Here is a 17,617-nt window from a genome sequence, read left to right as displayed (position 1 = left end):
TCAATAATAGCAAGCCATATGTCTTATGTCTGTGCGCACTTCATCTCGTCGGGCGCTCGAAAGTTGAAGTTTGTCGGCGCGGAAGAAACCGCGGCACGAGCACGCCCCATGCGGCGCCGCAATTCTTCGGGCATGCGACCTTCGCCGCCGGCGGCACGGGCGATTTCCACCAGCGACGGAGCCCCCTTCTCGCCGCCAGTGACGCGACCGCCGCCGCGCTCGGCGGCGTGCAGCAGGTCGCGAATCAACGTGCGCTTGTCGGCCAGCACCGCCTGGCGGGCGGCGGCCAGGGCGGTTTCCAGGCCTTCATCGGCGAAGATGGTGACGCGGTGATGCGGGTCGATGCCGTGCGGCGACAGATGGCCGTAGGCCGACAATTCGATATCGACGCCGCTGCCGGCCAGTTCGCGGGCCAGCGTGCGCACCGCCTGACGATAATCGGCATAGGCGGCCATGACATCGGCGATGGCGCCGGCGTCGGCCGGCACCGAGACGTTGACGTCGGTCGAGGTGGTCCACGGCTTCATCCGCCCTTCCGGCCGGACGCGGGCCCGGGTGCGGGCCAGGTCGGGGGCGCCTTCGCGGATGGCCCGGAAGGTGTCCATCTCGGCGCCCGACGAGAAGCCGACGCCATATTCGATCATCACGCCGCCGATGGTCTCGGTCTCGGGGTCGAGCAGGCTGAACAGGACATCATCGACCGAATTCTCGGACCAGCCGGTGATGCAGGCCAGCCAGTCGGCGCCGGCATACTCGCACGATTGCAGCAAACCCTGGGCCTTGGACCGGGCCGGGTCCTGGGCATGTTCGACGAAGACTTCCAGCGAATCGCGGCTGACCAGCTCGACGCCGTTCAACACGGTGTCGCCGTTGCCAAGGCGGCCGCCGGCGCCCGGCAGGTGCACCTGGGTCCAGGGCTCGAGATAGGCCAACAGGCCGGCCACGGCGTCGATGTCGCTGCCCTGCACCGGCAGGACCAGGCCGAATTCCGAGGGCGGCACGTCGTAGAAACGGAAGCGGGCGGCGGCGACCATGCCGGTCCAGCCCTGCAATCCCTCGACCAGGTCCAGATCGTCGCCGGCCATCACCCGGGCCTCGCCGCCATCGGCCAGGACCACCGCATCCAGCGTCATGCTGGGCCGCATGCGCAGCGGTCCCATGGCGCCGGTGGCGACGACGCCGCCGACGAAGGCCGAGCCGATGCTGGTCAAATCCACCAGCACCCGGGCGTTGGGTCCGACCTGTTCGGCCAGCACGGCGTTGATCTGAGTAAAGGTCAGGCCGGCCCCGGCCGACACCAGCCCATTTTCGCGATCAAGGGCCACCTCGTGGGTCCGCAAGTGCTCGATCGGGGTGGCGGCATCGACGATGTCGGCGGTAACGGCCCCCTTGGGCCGGATGGCGACGATCCCGGCGAAGTCAGCGACGCTTTCCTTCTTGTAATCGAACGAGCCGATGGCGCTGGTCAGGCCGCCGGTCGGCATCACCGCATAGCCAGCCGCCACCGCCTGGCGGGTGGCATCGACGATGTCGGCGCTCACCAGCAGCAAGGCGTCCAGCGCGCGGCCACCATCGTCGGCCAGCTCGGCGCGGCCAAGGGCGGCAAAGTCGATGGGTGGCGGGCTGGCCGTCGTCATGATCCGGTTATTGGGGCGCGGGGTCCGGGAATAAGGCGCGGGTTATATCATATCGGCGCTTGGAATCCATCAAAACCGCAGCCATATCAAGCGGGAAGCAAAAAGATCGGAGACCCGATGCCCGAAGGCGACACGGCCGTCAACGTCACCGCCGTCCATTCGATCGCCCGGATCGACCGGGCGGCGTGGGACGCCTGCGCCGCCAGCTCCAACCCGTTCGTCAGCCACGCCTTCCTGGATTGCCTGGAACAATCGGGATCGGCCTCGGCCAACACCGGCTGGAGCCCGTGCCACCTGACGGTCCAAGACAGCGACGGCACCCTGGCCGCCTGCGCGCCCCTTTACCTGAAAAGCCATTCCTATGGCGAATACGTCTTCGACTGGGCGTGGGCCGAGGCCTATGGCCGGGCCGGGGGACAATATTATCCCAAGCTGCAATGCGCGGTGCCCTTCACGCCGGTCGCCGGCCCCCGCCTGATGGTCCGCCCCGGCCGCTCGGGCCGTGCGACCCTGGCCGCCGCCATGGTGCAATTGGCCAGCGACAACAAGCTGTCCTCGGCCCACGTCACCTTCACCGATGATGGCGACATCGCTGAGTTGGAAGCGGCCGGCTTCATGACCCGGCTGGGCTATCAATATCATTGGACCAACCGCGGCTATGGCCGGTTCGACGATTTCCTGGCCGACCTGGCATCCCGGCGCCGCAAGCAGATTCGCAAGGAACGCGACGCGGTGGCACGCTCGGGCCTGACCATCCGCACCCTGGTCGGGGCCGACATCCAGCCCTTCCATTGGGACCATTTCCTGCGCCTGGTCCACGCCACGGCGCGGCGCAAATGGGGCCAGCCCTATCTGACCCGCGCCTTCTTCGAGGCGCTGTCGGCCTCGACCCTGGGCGCGCAGGTGGTGCTGGTGTGGGCGGAACAAGACGGCCGCCCGGTCGCCGCCGCCTTCAACATGATCGGCGGCGACACCCTTTATGGCCGCACCTGGGGCGCCGACACCGACACGGCCTTCCTGCATTTCGAGGCCTGCTACTATCGCGCCATCGACTTCGCCCTGGCCCACGGCCTGGCCCGGGTCGAAGCCGGCGCCCAGGGCGAGCACAAACTGGGCCGGGGCTATTTGCCGGTTCCGACCCGCTCGGCCCACTGGATCGCCGACCGGCGCCTGGCCGAGCCGGTCGCCCGCTTCCTGGCCCACGAAACCCCGCTGGTGGCCGCCGACATGGCCCTGCAGGAAGCGGCCGGGCCGTACCGCCAGACCTGATCCTGACCTCTTGCAAAATCGGGCGGGCACGCCCAATTCCAGAGTCTGCCCGAGGGCACCCGGTTTCCAAGGAGGTCGCCTTGGCCATCGTCATTCCACCCCCGCTGTCGGGTCGATATCGCCACCGAGGGCCGCCCCGGCTTCGAACCGCTGGAACGACGAACCGCGCCGCTGGCCTGACCAGGCATCCGCGGTGACAACGACCCTTCTTCGACCGGTCAACCGGGGGTATTCGCCGTCATCTCCCCCCCGGCCCGGTCGAAGGAGGGTCGCGCTTTTTCCGGCGCCGTCCTATGATGGGGCCATGGCCCTTTGCCCGATCACCGAAATCCGCCCCCTGCTGGGCCGCGACGCCCGCCTGATGGGCCTGGACCTTGGCACCAAGACCATCGGTCTGGCCCTGTCCGACGTGCGCCTGACCATCGCCTCGCCCTTCGACACCATCCGCCGCGAGAAATTCACCAAGGATGTCGAAGCGCTGTTCGCCTTGATGGACAAGCAAGGCGTCGGCGGCCTGGTGCTGGGCCTGCCGGTCGAGATGGACGGCACCGAGGGGCCGCGTTGCCAGTCCACCCGCGCCTTCGTACGCAATCTTTTGCGCCTGCGCGACGTTCCGGTCGCGCTGTGGGACGAGCGCCTGTCCACCGCCGCCGTCACCCGAACCTTGCTGGAGGCCGACACCTCGCGGGCCCGCCGCGCCGAAGTGATCGACAAGATGGCCGCCGCCTATATCCTGCAGGGCGCCCTGGATTCCCTTAACCGTTAGAGGCGAATTCCCGCATCAGCATCGCCGCCACCGTGCCCACCGCTGCCGACAGCAACGGCGACAGGCCCGGCCGAAACGGCATGCAGGCGACCGCCACCGCGCCGATCACCTCGATCTCGGGAAGCGGATCGATGGTCCGGCGCACCGTCGCCAGGATGCCTGCACCGCCGCCGGCCGCCGCCCCTTGCGGATCGTCCGGGTAATCGGTCAGCCGCAGAACCTGCCCGGGCAGCCCCGCCCCCGGCGGCAATACATCGATCATCACCGCGCGAGAGCACCCCTGAAACAACGGCACCGCCCCACCTTCGGCGTTGGCGTCGAACAGCCGCACATCGGGCGGCCAGGCGACCTGGCTTAAACGCTCGAACACCGCGCCCCCGAAGCCATCGTCTCCGTGGCAAGGGTTTCCCAGACAGATCAAATGAATCACGCGCGTACCCCGATCTCGATCATCTCCGACGATATTGCATACAAAATCAACACCATCAACCAATAAGGGATTTTGCCGGGAGATCGCGAACTCATTTGTCGATTTCCGCCACGCCGCCGGACCCGAGGAATGAGCTTGATTCGCAGTCGGGCAAAGAGTTAATGTTTTTCCCGAGCTGTCCGCCGCATCAGGCGTGACGGCTTTTTTTGTCAGCATTGTCTTGGCCAAAGATGAGGAGAGACCTCCATGCTTGCGTGGGAAAACGGATACAAGATTGGCCACGACGACATGGATGCCCAGCATCTGATCTTGTTTGCGCTGCTCAATCAACTGGACGTTAATATCAATGCCGACTTGGCCGACGAGTGCGTCCAAGACGTTTTGGGCGCGCTGAGTGCCTATATCGAGTATCATTTCGCCCACGAAGAAGCGCTGATGAACGCGGTCGGCTATCCCGGGCTGGAAGGCCACTCCGCCTTGCACCGCGAATTCGTCGCCAAGGTCGAGGAATTGCGCACCCAGGTCGAGGCCGGAGACAAACAGCGCGCGGCATTGAAGATTCGCGGCTTCGTCCTGGATTGGCTGCTGGGTCATATCCTGGAGGTCGATAACGAATATTCCCGCTATATCGCCGCCAAGCACAGCAAGGCCTAAGGTTCAGGGACAGGGGGAGGGTCGATCATGCGGGCTACAGACGCGGAACGCGCGTTCCTGCACGAATTGCACGCCATCAAACGCGATCCGCTGGGGAAGCGGATCATTCATTTCGCGGTATCCCTGGCCCCGGCCGGCGAGGATTTGAAACTGCGCATGGATGGCGCGACCCGTTTCATCCAGAAATCGTTCGAGAAGGCGCAGAACTTCAAGCTGTTCACCGCCGGCAACCGCGACCTGTTCGTGACCTACGCCAACCTGCCGCTGGCCGAGGTGGTGCTGATCTGCAACAAGGTCGAAAAGCTGTTCATGGGCGATGCCGTGCTGTCGGTGCGCAACGCCTATAACGAATTCGGCTTCTTCAAGATTTGCGACGCCGTCAAGGAACTCGACCGTGTCGTCGCCGCCGTCAAGGCCATCACCGGGCGCGGCGGCGCCCAGGACGATGAAGGCGGTCAACAGCCGATGAAGCCGGAATTGCTGGCGGTGCTGATCGAGCGGCTGCGCAATGCCGACATGCGCAACTGCATCGAAAGCCAATCGATCTATCTGGCCGGCGATTCCAGCCACAGCGTCGAGTTCGTCGAATTCACCCTGTCGGCCGACAAGATCCAGCGCAACTTCCTGCCGGGCATCCAGATCACCAGCAATCCCTGGCTGTTCCACGCGCTGCGCGAGGAATTGGACCGCGCCGCCCTGAAGGCGATGGTCCGCGAGGTTCAGGAATACAGCCATAAATCCTTCAGTGCCAACCTGGGCATCAATACCATCCTGTCCAAGGATTTCGCCGAGTTCCTGGTCCGCGCCCCCGAAGGGCTGGCGTCGCGTTTCGTCATCGAGGTCCACAAGACCGACCTGATCCAGAACAGCGCGCTGATTCCCGCCGTGCGCAAGGTGACCGGCGAGGCCAAGATAAAATTGTGCATCGACGGCGTCGAGTGGCGCGATTTCGAGCTCTTGAACTTCGAAAAATTGCGGCCCGATTACGTCAAGATCATCTGGAACAACGATCTGCTCGAGGCCACGCCCGCCGAACTGTCCAGCTTCGTCAAGGCGGTGCAGGGCTTCGGCGCCGGCACCAAGGCGATCTTGTCCCATTGCGACAATCCCAAGGCCTTTCCCCTGATCCGCCCGATGGGCATCCGGTTGGTGCAGGGCCGCCTGGCCGACCAGTTCTACAAGAGCGGGGTCGCCTTGTAGGCCTAAGCCCTTGCGGGTTGCCCCGATGGAGCGATCCGCGTAAGGTTCGCCGGGGAGTAGACGTACAGACATGCGCCTTACCTGGACCTTCGTCGCCGGCTTGTTCTTCGCCGGGTTTGTGTTGCTTGCGACGTCGCCGATCTTGGCCATCGGCGTCGGCATTGGCCTGTGGGCGAAGCGTGCCGAGATGTTCAACGTCCTGGGCGGGGAATCGCTGTTCGGCCTGCGCGGTGTCGATGGGCAGATGCAGGGCCGGATGGTCAACGTCAATTTCCACACCGCCCTGGTACCGATGCCGGGCGAGCCCAGGCCGCGCCGTCTGTTGCTGCGCCTGGATGTCATCAATGTCGATGTCTTCTCGACCAGCCGCGCCGAGGGCTTGATCCGCCTGGACGCCTGGCCGCTGGAAGCCCCCGAAGACGTCAAAAGGCCGCCGCTTTACACCATCGTTGCCGCCGGCCGCACCGCCTCCATCGAGGATGACACCACCCTGGTGGTCGAACGCCAGACCAAGCGCTCGGTCTATTCCCTGGGCGACGGAAACTGGCTTTACGACACCGATTCGCCGGTCGCCCACTTCACCCTGGAAGGCGACCGCAAGCGCCTGGTCGCCCTGTCGGGCATGGAAGACGACATGCCGGCCAATACCGTGGCGATCTTGACCTATGCGACGGCGCAATCGGTGATCAAACGGGTGTTGGTGACGGCGCAGGACCCGACGCGCGCCCGCCTGCTGCGCAGTTCGGTGCCGCTGATCCGTCCGCTGGTCCGGCTGGAGAACGCCACGCAACGAACCGTCGATCTGCCGTTGACCGCCGGAATCGTCCGCATCCCGGTCACCGACGACACGCTGGATCTGGCCAATGCCCAGGTGCCGATGGGGTTGAACCTGGTGCCGCTTTCGCCCTGGAATCTCAGGCGATAACCCGTCGCGCCGGGCCAATGGCCCGGTTTATACTCGCCACGGTCGGAATATACCCGCAGGGGACCCGGATGTTTCTACGTTTTCTCAGCGCACCCCAGCGTCACACCTTGCTGTTGATGGCCTACCGCATGGTTGCCGCCGACGGGGTGGTCCGCAAGGAAGAATCCAGCTTGCTGGATGCGTTGCGCCATGAATTGTCGATCCCGGCGCCCCGGCGCGAGCATTATGTCGCCGGCCCCGACCTTACCACCCTGGCCAACCGCCGCGCCCAGATGGCGGCGATGCTGAAATTGTCGGCCATCGCCTATTCCGACCGCGACTTCCACCCCGAGGAAGTGCGGACCATGGTCCGCTTCGGCAAGTCCTTGAACCTGTCGAGCGAGGACATGAAGGCGATTGATTCCTGGGGGCGGCGCCACGAAGCGCTGGTGCGCGAGGCCACCGAACTGATCGGCGAGTTGGACGATCCCAGCCAGGTGCTGGCCGACGCCCTGTCGGGTTCGACCGATGACGGGGCGGCCGACGGGTTGGCCGGCAAGCCGGTTCCGTCCCTGCGCCTGCCCATCGCCACCGGTGGCGACAAGGATCTGTCGCAGGCGCGCGACACCCGCCTGGTGGTGGCGTGCTATTCGGTGACCGCCGGCTTCTCGCAGAAGCTGCCGCCGGAATGGCGGACCATCCCCGACGCCCAGGACAGTTCCGAGGAACTGGTCGGCCTGCGCAACAAGCACGAGGCGATCCGCAACGCCGGGGCGGAATTGTACGCCTTGTCGGCCCAGACCCCGGATTTCCAGAAGGAACTGGCGCTACGCCTGGGGTTGAAATTCCCGCTTCTAAGCGATTCCCAATTCAGCTTCGCCAAGGCCATGGGGCTGCCGACCATCGATGTCGGGCCGATGACCATGCTGCGCCGCCTGACCCTGGTGATCAGCCACGGCATCGTCGAGCACGTCTTCTATCCGGTGTTCCCGCCCGACAGCCACGCCGAGCAGGTGCTGGACTGGCTTACCGCCAATCCTGCCGCTTGACGCCGACCCGCCCGGATCACCCGTGGAAAAGTCCCTCGGCTTCGCCTCGGTGTACTTTCCCCCGATTCTGCGGGGGAAACCCCGTGCTCAAGCAAGCTTTCCGCGCGGGGTTAATTTATTTTCCCGCATTGAGGCGAGCACGGCTCGACTCATTGCGGCTTTCAAACGCGAGAAATAGGCGCAGGGCCGCCCCAAGCCTATTTTTCTCCTTTTGAATCACCGTGGAAAAGTACACTGAGCGAAGCGAAGGACTTTTCTACGAACACCGCCCGAATCCCTGCGCCACCGGCAGATAGCCGCGCCGCCGGCCGCGCGCCTCGCGCACCAGGCCGCCGGCATAGATCTGCTTGGTCGCCTCGATGATGTTGACGCCGGAAAAGCCCTCGAACCACCGCCGCCCCAGCTGCTCGATGGCCGGGGCGAAACGCAGCAGCAGCCGTGACGATACCGGCGGCAGGATCAACGCGCCGGTATGGGCCATTGGGGTGAACATGTTGTCGCGCAGCAGCCGGGCCAACTGGCCGGTGGTGAAGGGCCGCCCTTGGCCGAACGGCGTGACCTCGAGCCGGGCCCAGATGCCGCGCCGGTTGGGGACGACGATCACCAGTCGGCCGCCATCGGCCATCACCCGCCAGATCTCGCGCATCAGCCCGCGCACGTTCTCGGTCGCTTCAAGGGCGTGGACCATCAAGATGCGGTCCATGCAACGGTCCGGGAACGGCAATTCGGTTTCGTCGGCCAGCAAGGTCTTGCCCGGCCCGTCCGCCGGCCACGGCAGCACGCCCTGGCTGGCCGGCATCACCGCCGCCACCCGCTCGGCCTCGACCTGGAACGAACGCAGATAGGGGGTGGCGAAACCCAGACCCAGCACCCGCTGGCCGGTGACGTCGGGCCACATCTGGCGCAAATGACCGCGAATCAGCCGGCAGGCCATCTGGCCCAGGCTGGATTCATAGAAGTCGCGCAGATCGACGACGTCGCTCCACATGCCCGGATAGCCCGAAGGATCTGTCACGATCTATTCCCCCACATTCAAGAGCAGGCCGCGTTGGCGCGCGACATGGTGGGTGCGCAGGAACAAGGCGGCGGCCGCCGCCACGTACAACAGGTTCAACCCGACCGCCTGCAACAGGCGGCTCCAGTCGAACAGGCCGGTTTGCATCAAGGTGCGCATGCCGTCGAACACGTGGGCCGGCGGCAAGGCCCAGGCGACAGGCTGCAGCCAGACCGGCAAGGTCTCGATCGGGTAATAGATGCCGGCCAGCGGGGCGACGGCGAACACCATCACCCAGGCCAGGCTTTCCACCCCCAGCCCGAAGCGCAGCACCATCGCCGACACCGCCAGGCCGATGGCCCAGCCCGATACCATCAGGTTGGCCCAGAAGGTGATCAGGGCCGGCCCCAGCTCGAAGATCGAATATTGGTACAGCGGAATGGCCAAGGCCATCGCCGGCAACACGCCGATCAGGGTGCGGATCAGGCTCATCGCCACCAGGCCGGCCACCAGCTCGATCGGGCGCAGCGGGCTGACCGACAGGTGCCCCAGGTTGCGCGACCACATTTCCTCCATGAAGGACAGCGCCACCCCCAGATTGCCGCGAAACATGACGTCCCACAGCAAGACCGCGCCGATCAGGATGCCGCCGGCCTTGGCGACCCAATCGGAATGGCCGGCGAAGAACTGGCTGGTGAAGCCCCACACCACCATGTTGACCGCCGGCCAATAGGCCATTTCCAGCAGCCTGGGCCACGAGCCGCGCATGATGTAGAGGTGGCGAAGCAGAAGCGCGCCGACGCGCCGGAAGGATAGTTGGGTCATTGCGCCGCCTCGGCCGGTTTGTTGCGGTCGCGGGCGATGTCCAGGAACACCTCTTCCAGGGTCGAGCGGCCGAACCGCTCGATCAGCGCCGCCGGGCTGCCCTGATCGACGATGCGGCCCTGCTTCATCATCAGCACCGCGTCGCACATGCGCTCGACCTCGGTCATGTTGTGCGAGGCCAGCAAGATGGTCGCCCCGCATTGGCGCTGATACTCGGTCAGGAAGCTTCGCACCCAGTCGGCGGTGTCGGGATCGAGCGAGGCGGTCGGCTCGTCCAGCAGCAGCAGCTCGGGCCGGTTCAGCATCGCCTTGGCCAGGGCGACACGGGCCTTTTGCCCGGCCGACAGCTTGCCGACCGGGCGATCGATGACCTCGCCCAGGTCAAGATCGGCGGTCAGCTCGGCGATGCGCCCCGCCAGCTTGGCGATGCCATACAGATGACCATAGACCGTCAGGTTCTCGCGCACGGTCAGGCGATGGGGCAGGTCCACATAGGGACTGGAGAAGTTCAGCCTGGGCAGCACGCGGTAGCGGTGGCGCACCATGTCTTCCCCCAACACCCGGATGGCGCCCGAACTGGGCAGCAGCAGGCCCAGCAGCATGGATAGCGTGGTGGTCTTGCCGGCACCGTTGCCGCCCAGCATGGCGGTGGTCGAGCCGGTGGCGACGGCGAACGACACGTCATCGACGGCCCGGATCGGCCCGAAGGATTTGACCAAATGCTCGACGGTGATGGCGAACGCGTCCATTCCCTGAATATTGGCCCGCCGGACCGGCTTGATCAAGCTCAACGCCATTCATCCGCCCGACGGCGCAGATGGGCCGAGCAATTGCCGGAGCCCAAGTCATGACCGCCCTGCCCGCTTTTCTGGATCTGGTCCACAACGCCGCCGCCGCCCACGCGTCCGAGGTCAACCTGCGCATCGAGGATGGCCGGACCCAGGTGGTGGCGATGGTTCGCGGCGATTCCATCTTGATGGCCGAGACCGGGGCCGAGCAGGCCCAGACCTTCCTGGCCGACGCCTTCTCGCGCTGCGACGGTGCCGACAGCTTCACGCTGGGAAGTGCCCGGATGATGCGCATGACCGGCGAACGCGCGCCATTGCCGGACGGGATCGCCACCGCCTTGGTGCAGTTCCTGCCCTTGCGCGAAGGCGGCCGCGCCCTGGTGGTACGCCTGTCCTATGAAGGCGACGTGTGCTGCGGCACCTGCGGGGGTTGATCGCGGGCGGGCCAGGCCCGCCACTACCTTCTTGCGCCGCGCGCGCCGCCCTTGCGGCGCATTTCGTTCATCAGGGTCTGCTCGACGTGGCGACCCTGGAACAGGCTGATTCCGACCGATTGACCGTATTCGATGGCCGACGGCGTGTCGCAGCGGGCCAGGATGATACGGGTGGTGCCGATGCTGCGCAGCGCCGCCGTCTTTTGGTCCCGTTCCTCGGTCAGCGAGGGGTCCCAGATCAGCTTGATCAGGTCGGCGCCCAGGCGTTCGCGATCGACAAACGGCAGCATCGAATAGGCCAGCCCATCGACGCAGATGCGGTAGCCGCGGTCATGGGCGAAATCGCGGGCGAACAAATAGGCGCCCAGGTCGGCCATGATATCGACCTTCTGCAGCTCCAGCACGATGGTCCCGCGCATGCCGGCCTTGATGTTGTCGTCGAACACCAGGAACTCGGGCGACAGGATGGTCGAAACGTTGAGGTTGATCGAGATGTCGCCTTCCAGCGTGCGGTCGTCGTGCTTGTTCAGCATCGACAGCACACGGCGATCCAGCGTCTCGGTCAATTGCTGGAACAGCCACGGGCTGGAATTCATGTTGACGTTGGGCATCAAGGTCGCGCGCAGATCGGCGATCGAGATGAACAATTCATGGAACACCGGCTGGGGCGGCGCGTTGCCCACCACCGCGCATACCGCTTGGCGGCGGATCAGGTTGGCCAGGTCGGCCTGGCCCAGGGCGGCCTCGACCCGGACCAGCAATTCCGGGGTGAAGGGCGCGCCCTTGGGCTTTTCCGCGAAGCGGGCCTCGCGGCTGGCTTGTTCCTGCTCGGCCTTGCGCTTGGCCTGCTCGTCGGCCAGGGCCTTCTGGGCGAAGGTGACCAGGGCGTCGTATTCGCGATCCAGGTCGTACCACACGCACAGCGTGCCCCGCGCGCCGTCATCGTCGTCGATGATCAGCGGATCGTCCGAGAACAGGAAGCGCAACTTGACGATGGCCGCCTCGATCTCGTCCTGGGCCTGCGACTTGTAGACCACCATCAAGTCGCCGCCGGTGATGGTGAAGACCTGAGCCTGCAGCATCTTGACCAGACCATCGAAGGTGCTGGTGGCCATGCGCATATGCTGCTCGCGACGATTATGAGTCTGCAGGCGGGACAGCATCAGATGGACGGCGCGGCGATCCGAACGGTGGCGCTCTAGCCGGTTCAGATAATCGAGCAGCAGGCTTTCCTGGCTGGCGGGGCGGGTGTAGCCCGTCGGAGGTGATCCCAACATGCCGCCCCCCTATTTCGAAATCTTGAGGGGAGGGAACAGGTCCAGCATGTCGTTGTTTCCGCACTCGACCCGCGGCCGGCCGGAAATCACCGCATGACGGCTGTTGCATTGCTGAAGCGTGCAGGCGCTGGCCTTGTCGCACTGGGCCATGGTGATGGCCGCGACCATGGTGTCGAGAAAGCGGCCCTGGAAATGGCGGATGCCCTGCTGCAGGCCCCATTCGATCGACGCTTCGGTGTCGCAGCGCGACAAGATGACGTGATCCATGCCGACCGGCCCCAGCGAACGCTGAATATCCGAGGTCACCACGTCGTCGGCCATGTCGCCCGACCACGCGACCTTGACGAAATCGACATCGTAAAGCTCGGCATCCATGAATTGCAGGGTGATCGGGCTCATGCCATCCAGCACGGTCTTGTGCCCGGCCCGGCGCAGGCGGTCGCGCACCCGGAAGAACAGGTCGAGGTTGTTGAAGATATCCATCAGCTGGAATTCGACATAGATGCCGGCCTTGCCGTGCACCGCGCGCTCGAATTGCTGGAACACCGGCGTCTCGACCGTCGAGACGTTGAGGTTGACCGAAAAGGCCGCCGGCGTCTTCCTGAAACCGGCATCTTGCAGCACCGACAGCACGCGCAGGTCCAGGACCTGCGACAAATGCTGGAACAGCCAGCGGTTGGCCAGGATGTTGACGTCGGGGGCCAGCACCTTCTGCAGGTCGCCGATCGACATGTAGAATTCCTGGAACGCCACTTCCGCCTTGGTCTTGTCGACGAAGCGGATGCACGGCTGGCGACGCACCACGCCGCCGATATCGGTGGCGCCGATCCGTTCGAGAACCTGGGCGAGGTTGCGCGAGTCCAGCGGCTGGACCGGCGGCGCCGTCCTTTGGTCGGCGACCCGTTTCTTGGCCAGGTTGACAAGGTCGGCGCAGACCGAGAAGAAGGTGTCGTACTCGGTCTCGAGGTCGTAGAAGGTGACGAAGCGATCTTCGCCGTCTTCCGACTCGGAATAGGTCAACGGGTCCTTCGAGAACAGGGCGCGCAGCTTATAGACGATGGCGTCCAGGTCGGCCAGGCGGGCGTCCTTGCAGATCAACACGATATCGTTGTTGGTCAGCAGGAACATCTGGCCGCGGAACATGTCGACCATGGATTCGAACATGCGGAACGCGATGCGAATCTTCGCATCCTCGCGGTTCTGCGGCAAAAGCTTCGACAGATGCAGGTGGAGCGCCTGGCGCCCTTCGCGGATTCGACCGACACGCTCGGCGGCGTCGAAGAGCAAGCTCTCCGACGTGACGATTTCCTGCGGTTTTCCTCCGAACGCTGTCGCGTTCATTCCGTCCCCATTCTGGTGGCGGCCCATGTCCGAGTAGCTGTTGTCCTGCCCCTCGGAAACGGGCAATGTTTTTCCCTGGCATTTAAAATACAACGCACACGATGGTGAGCCTAGAGCGAAATGCGCTCGGACCCCGCTTCCTGCTTTCCTTCTGTTCCTTCGGGATGTCGCGTCTATGCGATTGGCGACGTGCACGGTCGCGCCGACCTGCTCGACCAGTTGCTGGCGCGCATCGCCGAGGACGCCCAGGCCAATGCGCACAAGGCGCTGAGTTTGGTGTTTCTCGGCGATTTCGTCGATCGCGGCCTGCACTCCAAGGCGGTGGTCGATCGGCTGATCGCCGGCCCGCCCTCGACCGGGCCGCTGGCCAAGGCCGCCTGGGTGTGCCTGCGCGGCAACCACGAGGATTATCTGGTCCGCTTCTTCACCGACCAGGGCTCGGGCCGGGCGTGGTGCGCCAATGGTGGGGTGGCGACGGTGGAATCCTATGCCGGCCCGCTGACCGACGAGCAGCGCACCGACCTGGCCGCGCTGCAATTGGCCTTCATCCGGGCCTTGCCGCGCAATCATCTGCGTTTTCTGTCGCGGCTGCCCTTGTGGCACCTGATCGGCGACTATCTGTTCGTCCATGCCGGCATCCGGCCGGGCATCCGTCTGGAAGACCAGGACCCCGGCGACATGCTGTGGATCAGGGACGAGTTTCTGTTCGACCCCACCCCCCATCCGTGGGTGGTGGTGCATGGCCACTCGCAACGGCCGCTGCCGGAAGTGCGCGCCAACCGGATCGGCATCGACACCGGGGCCTATCGCTCGGGTGTGCTGACCGCCCTGGTCCTGGACGGAAGCACGCAGCACTTCCTGTCCACCTGACCATTTGTCTTGCAAGCCGGCTGTGCTTGGGTTAGCTGACCGACAGGGAAAAACTGGGGCGACGGCCATGACGGAACTTTCGGCGTTGGTAGAGCGGTTGGACACCATGCGCGGGACCCCGGTGCTGTGCATCGGCGACGCCATGCTGGACCGCTTCATCTATGGCAACGCCGACCGCATCTCGCCCGAGGCGCCGATCCCGGTCCTATGCATCGAGCGCGAGAACGCCATGCTGGGCGGCGCCGGCAACGTCGTGCGCAATCTGGTGGCGCTGGGGGCCAAGCCTGCGTTCCTGGCGGTGGTCGGCGACGACGATGCCGGCCGCGAGGTCGGCCGCCTGCTGGGCGCCCATGCCGATGTCGATCCCTGCCTGGTGGTCGAGACCGGCCGTCAGACCACCATCAAGACCCGCTTCTTCGCCTCGAACCAGCAATTGCTGCGCGCCGACCGCGAGACCCGCACCCCGCTGTCGGCCACCAGCCGGGCCCAGTTGAAAAGCCGGGCCCAGGCCCGCATCGCCGAGGCGGCCTGCGTGGTCCTGTCCGATTACGGCAAGGGGGTTCTGGCCGAACCCGCCGCCGCCGAGCTGATCGCCATGGCCCGGGCGGCCGGCAAGCCGGTGATCGTCGATCCCAAGGGCACCGATTACACCAAGTACAAGGGCGCCACCTTGCTGACGCCCAACCGCAAGGAACTGCACGAAGCGACCGGCATGGCGGTGGATAGCGACCAGGCCATCGTCGCCGCCGCCCGCAAGCTGATCGACACCTGCGCCGTCGAGGCGGTGCTGGCCACCCGCAGCCAGGACGGCATGAGCCTGGTCACCGCCGACGGCGATGTGCACCACCTGCCGGCCCAGGCGCAGGAAGTGTTCGACGTCTCGGGCGCCGGCGACACCGTGGTCGCCACCCTGGCCGCCGCCATCGCCTCGGGGGCCTCGCTGCTGGAGGGGGCCAAGCTGGCCAACGTCGCCGCCGGCATCGTGGTGGCCAAGGTCGGCACCGCCGTCGCCTATGCCGACGAGGTGGCCAGCGCCCTGCACCACGACGATCTGGCCGCCGGCGAATCCAAGCTGCTGGGCTGGGACGCGGCGGCCGAGATGGTCGATCGCTGGCGCCGCAAGGGCGTCAAGGTCGGCTTCACCAACGGCTGTTTCGACCTGTTGCATCCCGGCCATGTCTCGCTGCTGGCCCAGGCCCGCGCCGCCTGCGACCGCTTGGTGGTCGGCCTGAATTCCGACGCCTCGGTGGCGCGCCTGAAGGGGCCGACCCGGCCGGTCCAGTCGGAGGCGGCCAGGGCCACCGTGCTGGGCTCGCTGGCCACCGTCGATCTGGTGGTGATCTTCGGCGAGGAAACGCCGCTGGACCTGATCCGCACCTTGAAGCCCGACGTGCTGGTCAAAGGCGCCGACTACACCGTCGCCACCGTGGTCGGCGCCGAAGACGTCATCGGCTGGGGCGGCCGGGTGGTTCTGGCCAATCTGGTGGACGGCCAAAGCACCACCAACACCATCAAGAAGATGAGCGCGTCATGACCCAGCCCACCCACCTGACCCAGCTGGGACAAAGCGTCACCGCCGCCGCCGATCCCGACCAGGCGGTGATCGAGGTGGTGGACAACCCCCATCCGGGCACGACCTATCTGGTCCGCTTCGCCGCGCCGGAATTCACCTCGCTGTGCCCGATCACCGGCCAGCCCGATTTCGCCCATCTGGTCATCGACTATGTCCCCGATGCCAGCCTGGTCGAATCGAAGTCGCTGAAACTGTTCCTGGCCTCGTTTCGCAATCACGGCGCCTTCCACGAGGCCTGCACAATCGGCATCGCCAAGCGGCTGGTGGAAGCCTGCCGCCCCCATTGGCTGCGCATCGGCGGCTATTGGTATCCGCGCGGCGGCATTCCCATCGACGTGTTCTGGCAGACCGGCACCCCGCCCGAGGGCCTGTGGCTGCCCGACCAGGGCGTGGCGCCGTACCGTGGGCGGGGTTGACGCCAAATCCGAAATCCGCGCCAAGGCGCTGGAGCTGGGGTTCGATGCCGTCGGGTTCGCCTCGGCCCACACCGACCCGGCCTGGCGCGACGCGCTGAACCGGTTCGTCGCCGATGGCCGTCACGGCACCATGGGCTGGATGGCCGAGCGGATGGACCAGCGGGCCAGCCCACAGGCCTTGTGGCCCGATGTCCGCTCGGTGATCGTGCTGGGCACCAATTACGCCCCGGCCGACGGCGCTGGCCTGGCGCCCGCCGATCGCGCCACCATCAGCGTCTATGCCCGCGGGCGCGACTATCACGACACCGTCAAGAAGCGCCTGAAGGCGCTGGGCCGCTGGCTGGCCGAGCGCACCGGCCAGCCCCTGAAAGTGTTCGTCGATACCGCCCCGGTGATGGAAAAGCCGCTGGCCGCCCGGTCGGGGATCGGCTGGCAGGGCCGGCACACCAACATCGTCTCGCGCCGCTTCGGCTCTTGGCTGTTCCTGGCCGAGATCTATACCCCGCTGGAGCTGGAGCCCGACCCGCCCGAGCCCGACCATTGCGGATCGTGCCGGGCCTGCGAGACCGCCTGCCCGACCGGGGCGCTGGAAGGCGGCAAAATCGAGCCCCGGCGCTGCATTTCCTATCTGACCATCGAGCATCAAGGCGACATCGCGCCCGAACTGGCGGGCTTGATGGGCAATCGCGTCTATGGCTGTGACGATTGCATGGCCGCCTGTCCGTGGAACAAGTTCGCCCCGCCCACGCGCGAGGCCGATTTCAGCCCGCGAATCGAACTGACCATGCCGCGCCTGACCGACCTGGCCGAGCTTGACGATTCGTCGTTCCGCGAGGTGTTCTCGGGCTCGCCGGTCAAGCGTATCGGCATCGCCCGGATGGCCCGCAACGTGCGCATCGCCCTGGACAACCAAATCTCAGTCGGGGGCCTGGACCTTCGAGATGCGCCAGGCGGCGACGACCGCCAGGACGACTGACACCCACGCCAGCGGCAATTCGGGAACGCCCGCCTTCTTCTGAATCGACACCACGATGCCGGCCACCGCCAGGCCGGCCACCGCCAGCGTCAGGGTGCCGAACAATGTCTTGGCCCAGCCGAAGCCGGCCTTGCGAAAGGCCAGCGAGCCACAGACCAGACCCAGCAGAAAGGCGGCCGGCGCGGCCAGGAAATTGATGCTTTCGCCGTCCATG

At 65.8% G+C, this 17,617-nt stretch carries 19 protein-coding genes; 11 read left to right on the top strand and 8 right to left on the bottom strand.

Going from position 1 to position 17,617, the window contains the following annotated elements; translation table 11 throughout:
* Nucleotides 1-23: 23 nt before the first annotated feature.
* On the bottom strand, nt 24-1,637 hold the full coding sequence (locus tag A6A05_RS11515) for an FAD-binding oxidoreductase (protein ID WP_068500879.1): 1,614 nt from the start codon (nt 1,635-1,637) through the stop codon (nt 24-26).
* A gap of 117 nt (nt 1,638-1,754) precedes the next feature.
* On the opposite strand from A6A05_RS11515, the gene A6A05_RS11510 reads away from it, so the two are divergent.
* Nucleotides 1,755-2,906: a GNAT family N-acetyltransferase gene (locus tag A6A05_RS11510; protein ID WP_068500876.1), complete on the top strand. Its 1,152-nt coding sequence runs from the start codon at nt 1,755-1,757 to the stop codon at nt 2,904-2,906.
* A gap of 304 nt (nt 2,907-3,210) precedes the next feature.
* Entirely contained in the window at nt 3,211-3,672 is a 462-nt protein-coding gene (gene ruvX, locus A6A05_RS11505) for a Holliday junction resolvase RuvX (RefSeq protein ID WP_068500873.1), read from the top strand.
* Here ruvX and A6A05_RS20210 read toward each other — a convergent pair.
* Nucleotides 3,662-4,330: a hydrogenase maturation protease gene (locus A6A05_RS20210; RefSeq protein WP_172822268.1), complete on the bottom strand. Its 669-nt coding sequence runs from the start codon at nt 4,328-4,330 to the stop codon at nt 3,662-3,664. The genes ruvX and A6A05_RS20210 overlap by 11 nt on opposite strands.
* An 18-nt stretch (nt 4,331-4,348) precedes the next feature.
* On the opposite strand from A6A05_RS20210, the gene A6A05_RS11495 reads away from it, so the two are divergent.
* From A6A05_RS11495 to A6A05_RS20205, 4 genes are all read left to right on the top strand, one after another.
* Complete coding sequence (locus A6A05_RS11495; RefSeq protein WP_068500870.1) at nt 4,349-4,756, top strand: bacteriohemerythrin; 408 nt, start codon at nt 4,349-4,351, stop codon at nt 4,754-4,756.
* A gap of 27 nt (nt 4,757-4,783) precedes the next feature.
* On the top strand, nt 4,784-5,956 hold the full coding sequence (locus A6A05_RS11490) for an EAL domain-containing protein (RefSeq protein ID WP_068500867.1): 1,173 nt from the start codon (nt 4,784-4,786) through the stop codon (nt 5,954-5,956).
* A gap of 70 nt (nt 5,957-6,026) precedes the next feature.
* Nucleotides 6,027-6,881: a hypothetical protein gene (locus A6A05_RS11485; protein ID WP_068500864.1), complete on the top strand. Its 855-nt coding sequence runs from the start codon at nt 6,027-6,029 to the stop codon at nt 6,879-6,881.
* 68 nt (nt 6,882-6,949) lie between these two features.
* Nucleotides 6,950-7,909: a redoxin family protein gene (locus A6A05_RS20205; protein ID WP_172822267.1), complete on the top strand. Its 960-nt coding sequence runs from the start codon at nt 6,950-6,952 to the stop codon at nt 7,907-7,909.
* Nucleotides 7,910-8,165: 256 nt separating this feature from the next.
* Here the strand turns inward: A6A05_RS20205 and A6A05_RS11475 are convergent, their stop codons facing one another.
* The 3 genes from A6A05_RS11475 to A6A05_RS11465 are packed head-to-tail and all read right to left on the bottom strand — an operon-like array spanning nt 8,166 to nt 10,477.
* A complete protein-coding gene (locus tag A6A05_RS11475; RefSeq protein WP_245644275.1) occupies nt 8,166-8,924 on the bottom strand; it encodes a class I SAM-dependent methyltransferase in 759 nt (252 codons plus the stop codon).
* Between the two features lie 3 nt (nt 8,925-8,927).
* On the bottom strand, nt 8,928-9,728 hold the full coding sequence (locus tag A6A05_RS11470; protein WP_068500857.1) for an ABC transporter permease: 801 nt from the start codon (nt 9,726-9,728) through the stop codon (nt 8,928-8,930).
* Nucleotides 9,725-10,477 (bottom strand): ABC transporter ATP-binding protein, encoded by a 753-nt coding sequence (locus A6A05_RS11465; protein ID WP_068500987.1) that lies wholly within the window; start codon nt 10,475-10,477, stop codon nt 9,725-9,727. Before A6A05_RS11465 ends, A6A05_RS11470 begins: the two co-directional genes overlap by 4 nt.
* A 98-nt stretch (nt 10,478-10,575) precedes the next feature.
* On the opposite strand from A6A05_RS11465, the gene A6A05_RS11460 reads away from it, so the two are divergent.
* Nucleotides 10,576-10,950 carry a hypothetical protein gene (locus A6A05_RS11460; RefSeq protein WP_068500851.1) on the top strand — a complete coding sequence of 125 codons (375 nt, stop codon included), beginning with the start codon at nt 10,576-10,578 and terminating at the stop codon, nt 10,948-10,950.
* 23 nt (nt 10,951-10,973) lie between these two features.
* Here the strand turns inward: A6A05_RS11460 and A6A05_RS11455 are convergent, their stop codons facing one another.
* The gene (locus A6A05_RS11455; RefSeq protein WP_068500849.1) at nt 10,974-12,227 is read right to left on the bottom strand and encodes an EAL domain-containing protein; all 1,254 of its coding nucleotides are present in this window, start codon (nt 12,225-12,227) and stop codon (nt 10,974-10,976) included.
* Between the two features lie 9 nt (nt 12,228-12,236).
* Entirely contained in the window at nt 12,237-13,568 is a 1,332-nt protein-coding gene (locus tag A6A05_RS11450; RefSeq protein WP_068500984.1) for a hypothetical protein, read from the bottom strand.
* 120 nt (nt 13,569-13,688) lie between these two features.
* Here A6A05_RS11450 and A6A05_RS11445 point away from each other — a divergent pair, with 120 nt between their 5' ends.
* From A6A05_RS11445 to queG, 4 genes are all read left to right on the top strand, one after another.
* On the top strand, nt 13,689-14,438 hold the full coding sequence (locus A6A05_RS11445; RefSeq protein WP_068500846.1) for a metallophosphoesterase family protein: 750 nt from the start codon (nt 13,689-13,691) through the stop codon (nt 14,436-14,438).
* Nucleotides 14,439-14,505: 67 nt separating this feature from the next.
* The gene (gene rfaE1 / locus A6A05_RS11440) at nt 14,506-15,972 is read left to right on the top strand and encodes a D-glycero-beta-D-manno-heptose-7-phosphate kinase (RefSeq protein WP_068500843.1); all 1,467 of its coding nucleotides are present in this window, start codon (nt 14,506-14,508) and stop codon (nt 15,970-15,972) included.
* Nucleotides 15,969-16,427: a preQ(1) synthase gene (queF, locus tag A6A05_RS11435; RefSeq protein WP_068500839.1), complete on the top strand. Its 459-nt coding sequence runs from the start codon at nt 15,969-15,971 to the stop codon at nt 16,425-16,427. Before rfaE1 ends, queF begins: the two co-directional genes overlap by 4 nt.
* Complete coding sequence (gene queG / locus A6A05_RS11430) at nt 16,414-17,403, top strand: tRNA epoxyqueuosine(34) reductase QueG (RefSeq protein ID WP_068500836.1); 990 nt, start codon at nt 16,414-16,416, stop codon at nt 17,401-17,403. The genes queF and queG overlap by 14 nt, the downstream gene beginning before the upstream one ends.
* Here the strand turns inward: queG and A6A05_RS11425 are convergent.
* Nucleotides 17,344-17,616, bottom strand: a complete 273-nt coding sequence (locus A6A05_RS11425; RefSeq protein WP_068500833.1) for a hypothetical protein — start codon at nt 17,614-17,616, stop codon at nt 17,344-17,346. The genes queG and A6A05_RS11425 overlap by 60 nt on opposite strands.
* Nucleotide 17,617: the final 1 nt, after the last annotated feature.

Origin of the sequence: Magnetospirillum moscoviense, from assembly GCF_001650635.1 — a bacterium.
GTDB lineage: Bacteria > Pseudomonadota > Alphaproteobacteria > Rhodospirillales > Magnetospirillaceae > Magnetospirillum > Magnetospirillum moscoviense.
This window is presented reverse-complemented; position numbering and strand designations above follow the sequence as displayed.

Coding starts and splice junctions, on each gene's coding strand:
- rfaE1 (WP_068500843.1), top strand. CDS start 14,506: ATGACGGAACTTTCGGCGTTGGTAGAGCGGTTGGACACCATGCGCGGG.
- A6A05_RS11460 (WP_068500851.1), top strand. CDS start 10,576: ATGACCGCCCTGCCCGCTTTTCTGGATCTGGTCCACAACGCCGCCGCC.
- A6A05_RS11455 (WP_068500849.1), bottom strand. CDS start 12,227: ATGTTGGGATCACCTCCGACGGGCTACACCCGCCCCGCCAGCCAGGAA.
- A6A05_RS11485 (WP_068500864.1), top strand. CDS start 6,027: ATGCGCCTTACCTGGACCTTCGTCGCCGGCTTGTTCTTCGCCGGGTTT.
- A6A05_RS11515 (WP_068500879.1), bottom strand. CDS start 1,637: ATGACGACGGCCAGCCCGCCACCCATCGACTTTGCCGCCCTTGGCCGC.
- A6A05_RS11490 (WP_068500867.1), top strand. CDS start 4,784: ATGCGGGCTACAGACGCGGAACGCGCGTTCCTGCACGAATTGCACGCC.
- A6A05_RS11425 (WP_068500833.1), bottom strand. CDS start 17,616: ATGGACGGCGAAAGCATCAATTTCCTGGCCGCGCCGGCCGCCTTTCTG.
- ruvX (WP_068500873.1), top strand. CDS start 3,211: ATGGCCCTTTGCCCGATCACCGAAATCCGCCCCCTGCTGGGCCGCGAC.
- queF (WP_068500839.1), top strand. CDS start 15,969: ATGACCCAGCCCACCCACCTGACCCAGCTGGGACAAAGCGTCACCGCC.
- A6A05_RS11470 (WP_068500857.1), bottom strand. CDS start 9,728: ATGACCCAACTATCCTTCCGGCGCGTCGGCGCGCTTCTGCTTCGCCAC.
- A6A05_RS11495 (WP_068500870.1), top strand. CDS start 4,349: ATGCTTGCGTGGGAAAACGGATACAAGATTGGCCACGACGACATGGAT.
- A6A05_RS20205 (WP_172822267.1), top strand. CDS start 6,950: ATGTTTCTACGTTTTCTCAGCGCACCCCAGCGTCACACCTTGCTGTTG.
- A6A05_RS11465 (WP_068500987.1), bottom strand. CDS start 10,477: ATGGACGCGTTCGCCATCACCGTCGAGCATTTGGTCAAATCCTTCGGG.
- A6A05_RS11445 (WP_068500846.1), top strand. CDS start 13,689: ATGCGCTCGGACCCCGCTTCCTGCTTTCCTTCTGTTCCTTCGGGATGT.
- A6A05_RS11510 (WP_068500876.1), top strand. CDS start 1,755: ATGCCCGAAGGCGACACGGCCGTCAACGTCACCGCCGTCCATTCGATC.
- A6A05_RS11450 (WP_068500984.1), bottom strand. CDS start 13,568: ATGAACGCGACAGCGTTCGGAGGAAAACCGCAGGAAATCGTCACGTCG.